Here is a 14375-nt window from a genome sequence, read left to right as displayed (position 1 = left end):
TTGGGCGCGTAGCTCAGGTGGTTAGAGCGCACGCCTGATAAGCGTGAGGTCGGTGGTTCGAGTCCACTCGTGCCCATAAAGTTTGGTCCGTTGGTCAAGGGGTTAAGACACCGCCTTTTCACGGCGGTAACACGGGTTCGAATCCCGTACGGACTATTTTGGAGGATTACCCAAGTCCGGCTGAAGGGAACGGTCTTGAAAACCGTCAGGCGTGTAAAAGCGTGCGTGGGTTCGAATCCCACATCCTCCTTTTGTATTAACGCGGGATGGAGCAGCTCGGTAGCTCGTCGGGCTCATAACCCGAAGGTCGTAGGTTCAAATCCTGCTCCCGCAATAAGGCTCGGTAGCTCAGTTGGTAGAGCAATGGATTGAAGCTCCATGTGTCGGCGGTTCGATTCCGTCTCGCGCCATTATATATTTTTCGGAAGGGTAGCGAAGAGGCTAAACGCGGCGGACTGTAAATCCGCTCCTTCGGGTTCGGGGGTTCGAATCCCTCCCCTTCCATTACTTTAGTTACGGGCATAGTTTAAAGGTAGAACTAAGGTCTCCAAAACCTTCAGTGTGGGTTCAATTCCTACTGCCCGTGTTAATAAAATTATGGCGGGTGTGGTGAAGTGGTTAACACACCAGATTGTGGCTCTGGCATGCGTGGGTTCGATCCCCATCACTCGCCTATTTTATATTATTGGGGTATAGCCAAGCGGTAAGGCAAGGGACTTTGACTCCCTCATGCGTTGGTTCGAATCCAGCTACCCCAGTTACTATTTGCCGGCGTGGCGGAATTGGCAGACGCGCTGGACTCAAAATCCAGTGTCCGCAAGGACGTGCCGGTTCGACCCCGGCCGCCGGTATAGTATAGAGTTAAGGAACGTTGTAAATCTTCGTTCCTTTTTTATATTATTTTTGCTATAATAATAGTTATTCAAATTTTATTTAGATTATGAAAGTGTAGGGAAGTATGTCTCGTTCTATCGATTTATTAAAACATCGGTATTTGAAAAATATTAAAGAAAATCCTGAATTGTTTGTTGGGATTGAGTTGGAATATCCTGTTGTAAACTTGGAAGGGGATGCTACAAATGTTGAAGTTATCAAGCACTTATTCCGATATTTAGTTTCTTCTTTTGATTTTACTGTTGAAAAGGTAGATGATTTTGGAACTCCTATTCAGTTAGTGGATACAGTAAGTCATGATGCTATTTTATTTGAAGTTTCCTATACTACAATTGAGTTTGCATTTGGTAAGGCTGAAACGATACAAGAAGTTAAAAAACGTTTTAGTATTTATATGGAAGCAATCCAGAAGAAGTTAGCTGAATCAAATCATGCTATCGTTGGCTGCGGTATTCATCCTAACTGGGATATAAATGAGAATTGTCCAGTGGCTTACCCACGCTATCAGATGTTGATGGACTATTTGAATTTGAGTAGAAATGTGACTAAATCAAACTTACATCAATTCCCTGAATACGGAGCGTTTATTTGTGGGAGTCAGGTTCAGTTGGATGTTTCAAAGTCTAACTACTTACGAGTGATTAATGCTTTTACCCAAATTGAAGGGGCTAAGGCTTATTTATTTGCAAACTCTGAGTTTACAGGTGCGGATTGGGATACAAAAATCTCAAGAGATATTTTTTGGGAAGAATCGATGCATGGTATCTATCCAGAGAATGTTGGTGTCAATGCTAGACTTTTTAATGATGAAGCTGATTTTTTTGATTATCTAGATCATTCTGCAATTTTTACTGCGGAACGTGATGAACAAACCTATTATTTTTATCCCATTCAGGCAAGGGACTATTTGCCTACACCTGAAATCCAAGCATATGCACTTAATGGGGATGAGATTATTATTTATCCTCAAGAGAAGGATTTTGAAACTCATCGCAGTTATCAGTACCAAGACTTAACGATTCGAGGAACAATTGAGTTTCGTAGTGTGTGTACACAGCCACTTGATAGGACTTTTGCTTCTGCAGCTTTTCACTTGGGATTATTAGTTAATTTAGAGAAACTTGAATCTTACTTAGAAATCGCACCTTTCTTTAAAGCATTTGGGAGAAATTATAAGTCTTTAAGGCGGCAATTTTCTAAGAAAAAGCTAACAGATGAGGAGAAAACTGCGATTATAGAGTTTTCAAAAGACTTACTCTTGCTAGCTGAGGAAGGCCTGAAGATGAGAAATAAACAAGAAATGATTTATTTAGAGCCTTTGAAGAAAGAATTTGGACTATAATTTCTTTTACAAAGGGAGAATTTTCTGAAAAATCATGATATAATGGAAAAGACTATAGATAAAGGATAGAGAGTAATGACATTAGTTTATCAATCAACGCGTAATGCTAACAATACAGTAACTGCCAGCCAAGCTATTTTACAAGGTTTGGCGACGGACGGTGGTTTGTTTACACCGGTTACTTATCCAAAGGTAGATTTGGACTTTGACAAATTGAAAGATGCTTCTTATCAGGAAGTTGCTAAGTTAGTTTTGTCAGCATTTTTAGATGACTTTACAGCTGAGGAGTTGGACTACTGTATCAACAATGCCTACGATAGCAAATTTGATACTCCAACTATCGCGCCATTAGTGAAATTAGACGGACAATATAACTTGGAACTTTTCCATGGTTCAACAATTGCCTTTAAGGATATGGCCTTGTCTATCTTGCCATACTTTATGACAACAGCTGCTAAGAAGCATGGTTTGGAGAACAAGATTGTCATCTTAACAGCGACATCTGGTGATACTGGTAAAGCTGCTATGGCAGGATTTGCAGATGTACCTGGTACTGAGATTATCGTCTTTTATCCAAAGGATGGTGTCAGCAAGGTTCAAGAGTTGCAAATGACCACTCAGACTGGCGACAATACTCATGTTATTGCTATTGATGGTAACTTTGACGATGCGCAAACAAATGTGAAGCACATGTTTAACGATGTGGCTCTTCGTGAGAAGTTGGCAGCCAACAAGTTGCAATTTTCATCGGCTAACTCTATGAATATTGGCCGTTTGGTGCCACAAATTGTCTACTATGTTTATGCCTACGCTCAGTTGGTTAAGACTGGTGAAATTGTGGCTGGTGAAAAGGTTAACTTCACAGTACCAACAGGAAACTTTGGAAATATCTTGGCTGCCTTTTATGCTAAACAAATTGGTCTTCCAGTTGGTAAATTAATCTGTGCTTCAAATGATAACAATGTCTTGACAGACTTCTTCAAGACACGTGTTTACGACAAGAAACGTGAGTTTAAAGTAACAACTAGTCCATCTATGGATATCTTGGTATCTTCAAACTTGGAGCGTTTGATTTTCCATCTTTTGGGTAATGATGCAGTTAAGACAGCTGAACTCATGAATGCCTTGAACAAGCAAGGACAATATGAGTTGACAGACTTTGATGCAGAGATTCTTAACCTCTTTGCAGCTGAATATGCGACTGAGGAAGAAACAGTGGCAGAAATCAAGCGTGTTTATGAGTCAGATTCTTATATCGAGGATCCACATACGGCGGTTGCCTCAGCAGTTTATAGAAAATACCAAGCGGCTACTGGCGATGTGACTAAGACGGTGATTGCTTCAACAGCTAGTCCATACAAGTTCCCAGTGGTTGCAGTAGAAGCTGTAACTGGGAAAGTTGGCTTGACTGACTTTGAAGCCTTAGCTCAACTACATGAAATCTCAGGAGTGGCTGTGCCACCTGCAGTTGATGGGCTTGAAACAGCTCTAGTTCGTCATAAGACAACTGTGGCGGCTGCTGACATGCAAGCAGCGGTTGAGGCTTATCTAGAACTTTAAGACAGAGGGAGTAAACTCGGTTGGGAAACCAACTGAGTTTCTTTTCATCAGGAGGAAGGATTGTTTAAGAAAAATAAAGACATTCTTAATATTGCCTTACCAGCTATGGGCGAAAACTTTTTGCAGATGCTCATAGGGATGGTGGATAGTTATTTGGTTGCTCATTTAGGATTGATAGCTATTTCAGGTGTTTCAGTAGCTGGCAATATTATCACGATTTATCAGGCGATTTTCATCGCTCTGGGAGCTGCTATTTCCAGTGTTGTTTCAAAAAGTTTGGGGCAGAAGGATCAATCTATGCTAGCCTATCATGTGACTGAGGCGTTGAAGATTACTTTACTATTAAGTTTCCTTTTAGGAACTTTGTCTATCTTCGCTGGACAAGAGATGATAGGACTTTTGGGGACTGAACAGGCTGTGACCGAAAGTGGAGGACTCTACCTATCTTTGGTAGGCGGGTCGATTGTTCTTTTGGGATTGATGACGAGTCTGGGAGCCTTGATTCGTGCAACGCATAATCCACGTTTGCCCCTCTATGTTAGTTTTTTATCCAATGCCTTGAATATTCTCTTTTCCAGTCTAGCTATTTTTGTTCTGGATATGGGGATAGCTGGTGTTGCTTGGGGGACAATTCTGTCTCGTTTGGTAGGTCTTGTGATTTTATGGTCGCAATTAAAGTTGCCTGTTGAGAAACCGACTTTTGGTTTAGATAAGGAACTATTGACCTTAGCTTTGCCAGCAGCTGGAGAGCGGCTCATGATGCGGGCTGGAGATGTCGTGATCATTGCCTTGGTTGTTTCTTTTGGAACGGAGGCGGTGGCTGGAAATGCAGTCGGAGAAGTCTTGACCCAGTTTAACTATATGCCTGCTTTTGGAGTTGCTACGGCAACGGTCATGCTGGTAGCTCGAGCAGTTGGAGAGGATAATTGGAATAGAGTAGATAAGTTGAGTAAACAAGCCTTTTGGCTCTCTCTGGTCCTCATGTTACCCTTGACCTTTAGTATCTATGTCTTGGGTATACCACTAACTCATCTCTATACGACTGATTCTCTAGCGGTGGAGGCTAGTGTTCTAGTGACACTTTTTTCACTACTTGGTACTCCTATGACGATAGGAACAGTCATCTATACAGCAGTCTGGCAGGGTTTGGGCAATGCTCGGCTTCCCTTTTATGCGACAAGTATAGGAATGTGGTGTATCCGCATTGGAACAGGATATCTGATGGGGATTGTGCTTGGTTGGGGCTTGCCCGGTATTTGGGCCGGAACCCTTTTGGATAATGGTTTTCGTTGGTTATTTCTACGTTACCGTTACCAGCATTATATGAGCTTGAAAGGATAGGAAATGAAAAAAACAGCTTTTATTTGGGATTTAGACGGGACTTTATTGGACTCTTACGAAGCGATTTTGTCAGGGATTGAGGAAACTTTTGCTCAGTTTTCTATTCCTTATGATAAGGAGCAGGTGAGAGAGTATATCCTCAAGTATTCGGTGCAAGATTTGCTTGTGCGGGTAGCAGAAGATAGAAATCTGGATGTGGAAGTGCTCAATCAAGTCCGTGCCCAGAGTCTGGCTGAGAAGAATGCTCAGGTAGTTTTGATGCCAGGTGCGCGTGAAGTGTTGTCTTGGGCAGACCAAGTAGGAATTCAACAGTTTGTCTACACTCATAAAGGAGATAATGCTTTTACCATTCTAAGAGACTTGGGTTTGGAATCTTATTTTACAGAGATTTTAACAAGTCAGAGTGGCTTTGCGCGGAAGCCAAGTTCAGAAGCGGCTACCTATCTGTTAGGCAAGTATCAGTTGGATTCTGAGAAGACCTATTATATAGGGGATCGGACTCTGGATGTGGAATTTGCCCAGAATAGTGGAATTCAAAGTATCAACTTTTTAGAGTCGTCTTATGAAGGCAATTACAGGATTCAAGCGTTAGCAGATATTCCTCTTATTTTTAAGGTTAAGTGATAAAAATATTGTGTCAGTTTTGTGACAGAGACCTAACAAACTATTTCAAGTAATCGAGTTTGTTACAAGGAATAGACAGTTCTGTTAAATAGGCCCGAGAGGGCTTTTTTTCTGCATTTTTTGTGTTATGATAGACAGGTACTCATTTGAAAGGAATTTGAAAGAATGAAGAAAAGAATATTATTAGCCTCAACAGTAGCCTTGTCATTTGCCCCAGTATTGGCAACTCAAGCAGAAGAAGTTCTTTGGACTGCACGTAGTGTTGAGCAAATCCAAAACGATTTGACTAAAACGGACAACAAAACAAGTTATACCGTTCAGTATGGTGATACCTTGAGCACCATTGCAGAGGCCTTGGGTGTAGATGTCACAGTTCTTGCGAATTTGAATAAAATCACGAATATGGACTTGATTTTCCCAGAAACTATTTTGACAACGACCGTCAATGAAGCAGAAGAAGTAACAGAAGTCGAAATCCAAACTCCTCAAGCAGCTTCTGGTGACGAAGTGACAACTGCGACAGCAGATTTGACAACCAATCAAGTGACGGTTGATGATCAAACTGTTCAGGTTGCAGACCTTTCTCAACCGATTGCAGAAGCGCCAAAAGAGGTAGAAAATACAAGTATAAAAGAAGTAGCAACAAGTTCAGAAGTTACAGATACAGTGACTGTTTCAGAAGAAGTGACACCATCTACAGGAACTTCTGTCCCAGAGGAGCAAACAGCCGAAACAAGTAGTGCAGTTGCAGAAGCAGCTCCTCAGGCAACGACTCCAGCTGAGAAAGATGAAACTCAAGCAAGCACTCAAGCTGAATCAGCAGTAGAAGCAACTACAACACCAGTAGAAGAAAAGGTAGCCGAAACAACTTCAGCAACTTACGCAGCTCCAGCAGCGCCCGATTATGCTGGACTTGCGGTAGCGAAAGCTGAAAATGCAGGCCTTCAACCACAAACAGCTGCCTTTAAAGAAGAAATTGCCAACTTGTTTGGCATCACATCCTTTAGTGGTTACCGTCCAGGAGACAGTGGAGATCACGGAAAAGGTTTGGCTATCGACTTTATGGTACCAGAAAGCTCAGAACTAGGGGATAAGATTGCGGAATACGCTATTCAAAATATGGCCAGCCGTGGAATTAGTTACATTATTTGGAAACAACGTTTCTATGCTCCATTCGATAGCAAATATGGGCCAGCTAACACTTGGAACCCAATGCCGGACCGTGGTAGCGTGACAGAAAATCACTATGATCACGTTCACGTTTCAATGAATGGATAAATCAGACTTTGTAATATTATTTTGACGAATGAGATTTAGCTTTCGTGATAGGAAGCGATTCTCGTTCGTTTTTTTCTTTGTCATACTCTTCGAAAATCTCTTCAAACCACATCAGTTTCGCCTTGTCGTACTCAAGTAGAGCCTGCGGTTAGCTTCCTAGTTTTCTCTTTGATTTTCATTGAGTATCAATATGAATGGAAAATGGAAGTTACCATTTTGTAATGATTGAAGCAACATTCTTGCAATCTATTTTACTTTGTATTACACTTGATTAATCAACTATTGATAAATCAACAAAAAGGAGAAAGAAGTGATAGAGATTCAAGATCTGCTTTATCAACTCCGCTTGTCTGAGCAAGCGAGTACGCAATTGTTTGAAAAAAGACTTGGGATTAGTTTGACACGGTATCAAATTTTATTATTTTTGTTGAAGCATTCCCCTTGTAATCAAATAGCGGTTCAGGAGCGTTTGAAGATTGATCAGGCTGCTTTGACCCGACATTTCAAAATTCTGGAAAAGGAAGGTTTGGTGGAGCGTCATCGCAATCCTGAAAATCAGCGGGAAGTGTTGGTAGAAGCTACGAAGTATGCCAAGGAGCAGTTAGTGGTGAATCCACCTCTGCAGCATATCAAGGTTAAGCAAGAGATGGAAAGTATCTTAACAGAGTCTGAAAGAACAGAACTCAGCCGTTTATTAAATAAATTGGTTTTGGGTATTGAAAATATAGAAATTTAAGGAGAAATAGATGTCAATTATTACACTCATTTTAGCAACGATTGTTGCTTTGGAGCATTTTTACATTTTTTATTTGGAAAGTATTGCAACGCAATCAGAAGTAACTGGTCGTGTCTTTAATATGGACAAGGAAGAACTGGCTCGTCCGTCAGTAAGCTCATTGTTTAAAAATCAAGGGATTTATAATGCTCTGCTAGGAGTCTTTCTCTTGTATGGCATTTATTTTTCACAGAATTTAGAAATTGTGACTATTTTTGTCTTATTTGTGATTGGGGCTGCGGCTTATGGCTCTCTGACAGCAGACAAGAAAATTATTTTGAAGCAAGGTGGACCAGCTATTTTAGCCTTGATCAGCATTTTACTTTTTAAATAGACTCAAAAGGTCAATCCTAGTCTCGCTAGTCCTTTTCACTCCAGAATAAGGGAAATATGTTATACTTGTCTTTAAGAAAAGTGTTTCATGAAATAATTTGTAAGGAGTTAGAAATGAAAGTATTAGTGACAGGTTTTGAGCCCTTTGGAGGGGAAAAGGTCAATCCAGCTTTGGAGGCCATTAAAGGTTTACCAGCTGAAATCCATGGTGCGGAGGTTCGTTGGCTAGAAGTACCGACAGTCTTTCACAAATCGGCTCAAGTATTGGAAGAAGAGATGAACCGTTATCAACCTGACTTTATCCTTTGTATCGGCCAAGCAGGTGGAAGAACCAGCTTGACACCTGAGCGAGTGGCTATTAATCAAGATGATGCACGGATTCCTGATAATGAGGGTAATCAACCGATTGACCTTCCCATTCGACTAGACGGTGCTCCGGCCTACTTTAGTAGTCTACCGATTAAAGCGATGGTTCAAGCTATAAAAAAAGAGGGATTGCCGGCCTCTGTTTCCAATACGGCAGGGACTTTTGTCTGCAATCATTTGATGTATCAAGTCCTCTATTTGGTAGAAAGGGAATTTCTACATGTTAAGGCAGGTTTTATGCATATTCCTTATATGATGGAACAGGTGGTGAATCGACCGACCACTCCAGCTATGAGTTTAGTGGATATTAGGCGAGGGATAGAAGTGGCAATCGGCGCCATTATAGAACATGGAGAACAGGACCTCAAGTTGATAGGCGGAGAAACTCATTGATAGAAAAAAGCTTGAGGGAACAACCTTCAAGCTTTTGGACGTTTTCGAGCCAATACTGCTCGGTAAAAAATCATTTTATTAATTTGAATGTAGGGTAGGAGTGAGAAACTAGCAATCCCAAAAGTAATCCAATTGAGGAAGTACCAAGGAAGGAGTTGTAGGTCTAGAATAAAGCGCTGAAATTTGTAACCTTTCATTAAGAAACGGCTGGTTTTTAGGATTTGTCCTGGTTTGGCTTGTCCTAAGTCTAGGGTGTCACAGAGGAGAAATTCTACCTGCGAATAGGCATAGTATTGTGGAATATAGAGACTATTTCCGACAATCATCAAGAGGATACTTGCTAGAAAGTAAAGACCAAAGGTCAAGAGGAAACGCTCGGTTTCAATTGACGAGAGATCCAGATTAGGAAATTCAGGATGGATTTCAACGAATTTCTTTGCTAGAAAGCTACTGTAAAAGAGGAAGTAAATCCCAAGCAAACTAGGAATACTCCATAAGAAGAGATAGAAGCGTTTGAGAAGGAGAGTCAAAAAGGTTTGTGAAAAGTGCTCTTCGTTAAAGAGAGTGATACTATTTTTGATGGATAGTTCTGTATCGGGATTCTTGATGAGTTTCAGCGTTGTATAGACGGAACTGGTTAGAAGTATTGTTCCGATAAAGGAGACTAATAGTGGAAAAAGGTAGGCCTGGAATACATGACTAAGTACGCTTAAAAAGGGTTGTTCTAAAACACTCTCGTTGATGCGCTCTAAGGGATTGAGGAAGCCAGACAAAATGACCAGCATGCTAGGTAAGAGATAGACGAGAAAGAGGCGGGGATTTTCAGCCTGAAATTGTCTGGCTTGCAGACGAACGGTTTTTAAATCAATTTTTGGGTATTTCATTCTCTCATTATACCATAGTTCGTGACAGTTCCTACTTTTTTTGATAAAATCATACAGTATGCCCTTGGGCACAAAGTATGAACTGGGACTGTCTTTCCCAGCTTCGGAGGTAAAAAATGTCAGATTCACCAATCAAATATCGTTTGATTAAGAAAGAAAAACACACAGGAGCTCGTCTGGGAGAAATCATCACTCCCCACGGTACCTTCCCAACACCTATGTTTATGCCAGTTGGGACACAAGCCACTGTCAAAACTCAGTCGCCTGAAGAATTGAAGGAGATGGGTTCGGGAATTATCCTGTCAAACACCTATCATCTCTGGCTTCGTCCTGGAGATGAACTCATCGCTCGCGCAGGTGGTCTCCACAAGTTCATGAATTGGGACCAGCCTATCTTGACAGATAGTGGTGGTTTCCAGGTTTATTCTCTAGCAGATAGCCGAAATATCACAGAAGAAGGGGTAACTTTTAAAAACCATCTCAATGGCTCTAAGATGTTCTTGTCACCAGAAAAAGCCATTTCTATTCAGAACAATCTAGGCTCAGATATTATGATGTCCTTTGACGAATGTCCTCAGTTTTATCAACCATACGACTACGTTAAGAAATCAATCGAGCGTACAAGCCGTTGGGCTGAGCGTGGTTTGAAGGCTCACCGTCGTCCACATGACCAAGGGTTATTTGGAATTGTGCAGGGGGCTGGATTTGAAGACCTGCGTCGCCAATCGGCTCATGACCTTGTCAGCATGGATTTCCTAGGCTACTCTATCGGTGGCTTAGCAGTGGGAGAAACCCACGAAGAGATGAATGCGGTCTTGGACTTTACAACCCAATTGTTGCCTGAAAACAAACCTCGCTATTTGATGGGTGTGGGAGCGCCAGATAGCTTGATTGATGGGGTGATTCGTGGGGTGGATATGTTTGACTGTGTCTTGCCGACTCGTATCGCTCGTAATGGGACTTGTATGACTAGTCAGGGGCGTTTGGTTGTCAAAAATGCCCAGTTTGCTGAGGACTTTACGCCGTTGGATCCTGAGTGTGATTGCTACACATGTAAGAACTATACACGCGCTTATCTTCGTCACCTGCTCAAGGCTGATGAAACCTTCGGTATCCGCTTGACTAGCTACCACAATCTTTACTTCTTGCTTAACCTGATGAAGCAAGTGCGACAAGCCATCATGGATGACAATCTCTTGGAATTCCGTGAGTATTTTGTTGAAAAATATGGCTATAATAAGTCAGGCCGTAATTTTTAAACTGGAATTGATATAAGCTAAAAATCCTAAGTTTTCTCTTGGGATTTTTCTTCTTTTTTTGATAGAATAAAGTGTATAATGAAAGGGAGAATAAACTCGTATGCGCATTAAATGGTTTTCCTTGATTAGGATTACAGGTTTACTACTGGTACTCTTGTATCATTTCTTTCAGACGATCTTTCCTGGAGGATTTTTCGGGGTAGATGTCTTTTTCACGTTTTCAGGCTTCCTGATTACGGCTCTACTCATCGAAGAATTTTCTAAAAATCATGAGATTGACTTGATAGGATTTTTTAGGAGACGCTTTTATCGGATTGTGCCACCTGTGGTTTTGATGGTCTTGGTAACCATGCCCTTTACTTTTCTAGTTCGCCAAGATTATGTGGCTGGAATTGGGGGTCAGATTGCGGGTGTTTTAGGCTTCATGACCAACTTCTATGAGCTCCTAACAGGTGGGAGTTATGAATCTCAGTTCATTCCACATTTGTTTGTTCATAATTGGAGCTTGGCTGTTGAGGTTCACTACTATATCCTCTGGGGATTGGCAGTTTGGTTCTTATCTAAACAGGCTAAATCAAATGGTCAGTTGAGGGGGATGGTCTTTCTCTTGTCTGCTGCTGCCTTCTTGATCAGCTTCTTCTCCATGTTTATTGGTAGTTTTCTAGTAACCTCTTATTCCTCTGTTTACTTCTCCAGTTTAACTCATGTTTATCCATTCTTTTTGGGAAGTGTGTTAGCAACTATCGTAGGCGTTCGTCAGACGACTTCCCTAGTTAAGCAATTGGATAAAATCTGGGATTTACGCAAGACCCTTTTAGTTTTTGGGGGAGGTTTTGGATTCTTACTCATTTTGACCTTCTTTGTCAAATTTACCTATCTCTTTACCTATCTTATGGGCTTCTTGCTTGCCAGCCTTGCAGCCCTTGCTATGATTTTGGCGGCGCGTGTCTTACATGAAAAGACTCCTAACGTGCAGGAGCCAAAGATGATCAGCTTTTTAGCGGATACTAGCTATGCGGTTTATCTTTTCCATTGGCCTTTCTACATTATTTTCTCACAGTTGACATCAAATCTTTTTGCTGTGTTACTGACTTTGATTTTTTCTTATGGATTCGCCAGTCTTTCATTTTATGTGTTGGAACCTTGGATTGCAGGAAAGGACACACCTATTCTACAAACTCTTCGTCCCCTGCCTCATATTCACGCAATCCTTGCAGCAAGTACAGGAATCTTGGCCTTCATTGTCTTTTTAGTGACTTTGATGGCGCCACAAGTGGGAGCTTTTGAGACAGACTTAACTGTCAATGGCTTGAAGCAAGCTGCAACAAATATTAGCCAGACCAAGGTGATGACAGAACGAGCAGAAGCTGATAGTTTAGGAATTGCTGATGGCACTATGTTAATTGGTGATTCGGTAGCGCTAAGAGCTAATACAGCTTTGCAGACAGCCCTTCCTGGAGCACAGATTAATGCACAAGTCAGCAGAACAACCAAGACTGCCAATGAAATCATGCTAAATAATAGCCAGAATAAATTTCTACCAAAGATGGTGGTTATTGCAACTGGGGTAAATAATCCTGAAAATTACAAGGAAGATTGGGATAGCATCGTGAAAAATCTTCCTAAGGGCCACCATATGGTTTTGGTGACTCCTTATGAAGGAGATAAGACAAAAGAGACCTATGCAATCGTTGAGAAAGAGGCTGCCTATATGAGAGAATTGGCAGAGAAGACACCTTACATCACGATAGCAGATTGGAATCAAGTTGCTAAGGAACATCCAGAAATTTGGACTGGAACAGACCAAGTCCATTTTGGAAGTGACAACAGTAAAATTGAAGCAGGAGCAAAATTGTATGCAGATACCATTGCTACAGCCTTGCAAACAGCTCAAGACAAGCCAGTTAAATCAAAATAACTTGTATTAAAAAGAGAAGAGTTGGAGAAATCCAGCTCTTTTAAAATATCTCTAGAAAATAGGTCTATACCATTTACAAATAAAAAAGAAAGGTTTATAATGTAATTGACATAATAAATTGTAGAATCAATCTTTTAAGGAGGTTAACATTATGCCTAACTATATTAAAGCGGATCAGTTTTTCTACCCACACGGAGTGCGTCGTGGTGGTTACTTGGAACTTGTGGACGGCAAGTTTGGAAAACATGTCGAGCAGATTCCTGAGGGAGCTGAGATTATTGACTATACAGGTTATAGCATTGCTCCAGGACTTGTAGATACCCACATTCATGGATTTGGCGGTGTGGATGTTATGGATAATAATATCGAAGGAACCCTTCATACCATGAGTGAAGGACTCCTCAGCATGGGGGTAACGAGCTTCTTGCCAACCACTTTGACATCAACTTATGAGCAATTACTCGCGGTAACTGAAAATATCGGTGCTCGTTACCAGGAAGCAAGTGGAGCCAAGATTCGTGGAATCTATTTCGAAGGGCCTTATTTCACAGAGAAATACAAGGGGGCTCAAAACCCTGCCTACATGAAAGATCCTCGCATGGATGAGTTTCGTGCTTGGCAAAAAGCAGCTAATGGCTTGCTTAATAAAATTGCTCTTGCGCCAGAGCGTGAAGGTGTAGAAGACTTTGTACGGACTATCACTGGAGAAGGTGTGACGGTTGCTCTTGGGCACTCAAACGCGACTTTTGATGAAGCTAAAAAAGCAGTCGATGCTGGAGCGAGTGTTTGGGTACACGCCTACAATGGCATGCGTGGCTTGACTCACCGCGAACTGGGTATGGTTGGAGCCATGTACCAATTGCCACATACCTATGCAGAGTTGATCTGTGACGGCCATCACGTAGATCCAAAAGCCTGCGAAATTCTTATCAAACAAAAAGGAACTGAAAATATTGCCCTTATCACAGACTGTATGACAGCGGGTGGATTGGAAGACGGCGACTACATGTTGGGAGAATTTCCAGTTGTCGTTGCAAATGGAACTGCTCGTCTCAAATCGACAGGTAACTTGGCAGGTTCTATTCTCAAACTCAAAGACGGTTTGAAAAATGTGGTTGACTGGAACATTGCCTCTCCACACGAAGCAGTTATGATGGCCAGCTTCAACCCAGCAAAATCTGTTCATATTGACGATGTCTGTGGTCAAATCCGTGAAGGCTATGACGCGGACTTTATCGTACTAGATAAAGATTTAGAATTGGTAGCAACCTACCTAGATGGCGTGAAACGTTATCAAGCATAAGATAGAAAGCAGAAGTTAAAGACTGATTTCTTTTCAGGTTTTATAAAGAATAAATTGCACCCCAAAAGTTAGATTTTTTTCGCCTAACTTTCGGGGTGTTTTCGT

12 protein-coding genes and 10 tRNA genes are annotated in these 14375 nt (G+C 41.4%); 21 read left to right on the top strand and 1 reads right to left on the bottom strand.

Translation table 11 applies throughout. The annotated features are described in order from the left end of the window. Positions 1-2: 2 nt before the first annotated feature. The 18 genes from KUA57_RS06250 (at position 3) to pcp (ending at position 8906) form a co-directional block, all read left to right on the top strand. Positions 3-76, top strand: a tRNA-Ile gene (locus KUA57_RS06250). 8 nt (positions 77-84) lie between these two features. Further along, positions 85-156 (top strand) — tRNA-Glu (locus KUA57_RS06245). 4 nt (positions 157-160) lie between these two features. Further along, positions 161-250 (top strand) — tRNA-Ser (locus KUA57_RS06240). A 10-nt stretch (positions 251-260) separates the two neighbouring features. Further along, a tRNA-Met gene (locus tag KUA57_RS06235) sits at positions 261-334 on the top strand. A 3-nt stretch (positions 335-337) separates the two neighbouring features. Continuing rightward, positions 338-410, top strand: a tRNA-Phe gene (locus KUA57_RS06230). Between the two features lie 13 nt (positions 411-423). After that, positions 424-504, top strand: a tRNA-Tyr gene (locus KUA57_RS06225). 11 nt (positions 505-515) lie between these two features. Further along, positions 516-586, top strand: a tRNA-Trp gene (locus KUA57_RS06220). Positions 587-600: 14 nt separating this feature from the next. Then, positions 601-673, top strand: a tRNA-His gene (locus KUA57_RS06215). Positions 674-686: 13 nt separating this feature from the next. Continuing rightward, positions 687-758: transfer RNA gene (locus KUA57_RS06210), tRNA-Gln, on the top strand. A 9-nt stretch (positions 759-767) separates the two neighbouring features. Beyond that, positions 768-851, top strand: a tRNA-Leu gene (locus tag KUA57_RS06205). Positions 852-958: 107 nt separating this feature from the next. After that, positions 959-2236 (top strand): glutamate-cysteine ligase family protein, encoded by a 1278-nt coding sequence (locus KUA57_RS06200; RefSeq protein ID WP_004263327.1) that lies wholly within the window; start codon positions 959-961, stop codon positions 2234-2236. Positions 2237-2311: 75 nt separating this feature from the next. Then, positions 2312-3796 (top strand): threonine synthase, encoded by a 1485-nt coding sequence (gene thrC, locus KUA57_RS06195; RefSeq protein ID WP_004263325.1) that lies wholly within the window; start codon positions 2312-2314, stop codon positions 3794-3796. A 60-nt stretch (positions 3797-3856) separates the two neighbouring features. Continuing rightward, positions 3857-5137 carry an MATE family efflux transporter gene (locus tag KUA57_RS06190; protein WP_125447668.1) on the top strand — a complete coding sequence of 427 codons (1281 nt, stop codon included), beginning with the start codon at positions 3857-3859 and terminating at the stop codon, positions 5135-5137. A 3-nt stretch (positions 5138-5140) separates the two neighbouring features. Then, a complete protein-coding gene (locus tag KUA57_RS06185; RefSeq protein ID WP_061864476.1) occupies positions 5141-5761 on the top strand; it encodes an HAD family hydrolase in 621 nt (206 codons plus the stop codon). 165 nt (positions 5762-5926) lie between these two features. After that, positions 5927-7039, top strand: coding sequence for a LysM peptidoglycan-binding domain-containing protein (locus KUA57_RS06180; RefSeq protein WP_004263316.1), 1113 nt, complete (start codon positions 5927-5929; stop codon positions 7037-7039). Between the two features lie 310 nt (positions 7040-7349). Then, positions 7350-7775: a MarR family winged helix-turn-helix transcriptional regulator gene (locus KUA57_RS06175; protein ID WP_050243374.1), complete on the top strand. Its 426-nt coding sequence runs from the start codon at positions 7350-7352 to the stop codon at positions 7773-7775. Between the two features lie 10 nt (positions 7776-7785). Continuing rightward, complete coding sequence (locus KUA57_RS06170) at positions 7786-8148, top strand: DUF1304 domain-containing protein (protein ID WP_061759602.1); 363 nt, start codon at positions 7786-7788, stop codon at positions 8146-8148. A 113-nt stretch (positions 8149-8261) separates the two neighbouring features. After that, entirely contained in the window at positions 8262-8906 is a 645-nt protein-coding gene (gene pcp, locus KUA57_RS06165; protein ID WP_061864478.1) for a pyroglutamyl-peptidase I, read from the top strand. A 26-nt stretch (positions 8907-8932) separates the two neighbouring features. Here pcp and KUA57_RS06160 read toward each other — a convergent pair whose 3' ends face one another. Further along, positions 8933-9790 (bottom strand): DUF975 family protein, encoded by an 858-nt coding sequence (locus KUA57_RS06160; protein WP_061864479.1) that lies wholly within the window; start codon positions 9788-9790, stop codon positions 8933-8935. Positions 9791-9906: 116 nt separating this feature from the next. Here KUA57_RS06160 and tgt point away from each other — a divergent pair, with 116 nt between their 5' ends. From tgt to nagA, 3 genes are all read left to right on the top strand, one after another. Next, positions 9907-11049, top strand: coding sequence for a tRNA guanosine(34) transglycosylase Tgt (gene tgt, locus KUA57_RS06155; protein ID WP_061864480.1), 1143 nt, complete (start codon positions 9907-9909; stop codon positions 11047-11049). A 100-nt stretch (positions 11050-11149) separates the two neighbouring features. Beyond that, positions 11150-12967, top strand: coding sequence for an acyltransferase family protein (locus KUA57_RS06150; RefSeq protein ID WP_125447671.1), 1818 nt, complete (start codon positions 11150-11152; stop codon positions 12965-12967). 151 nt (positions 12968-13118) lie between these two features. Next, entirely contained in the window at positions 13119-14270 is a 1152-nt protein-coding gene (nagA, locus tag KUA57_RS06145; RefSeq protein ID WP_061864481.1) for an N-acetylglucosamine-6-phosphate deacetylase, read from the top strand. Positions 14271-14375: the final 105 nt, after the last annotated feature.

This window comes from Streptococcus vulneris (assembly GCF_019218685.1).
Classification (GTDB): domain Bacteria; phylum Bacillota; class Bacilli; order Lactobacillales; family Streptococcaceae; genus Streptococcus; species Streptococcus vulneris.
Note: the sequence above shows the minus strand (reverse complement) of the source record. Positions and strands in the feature narration are given on the sequence as shown.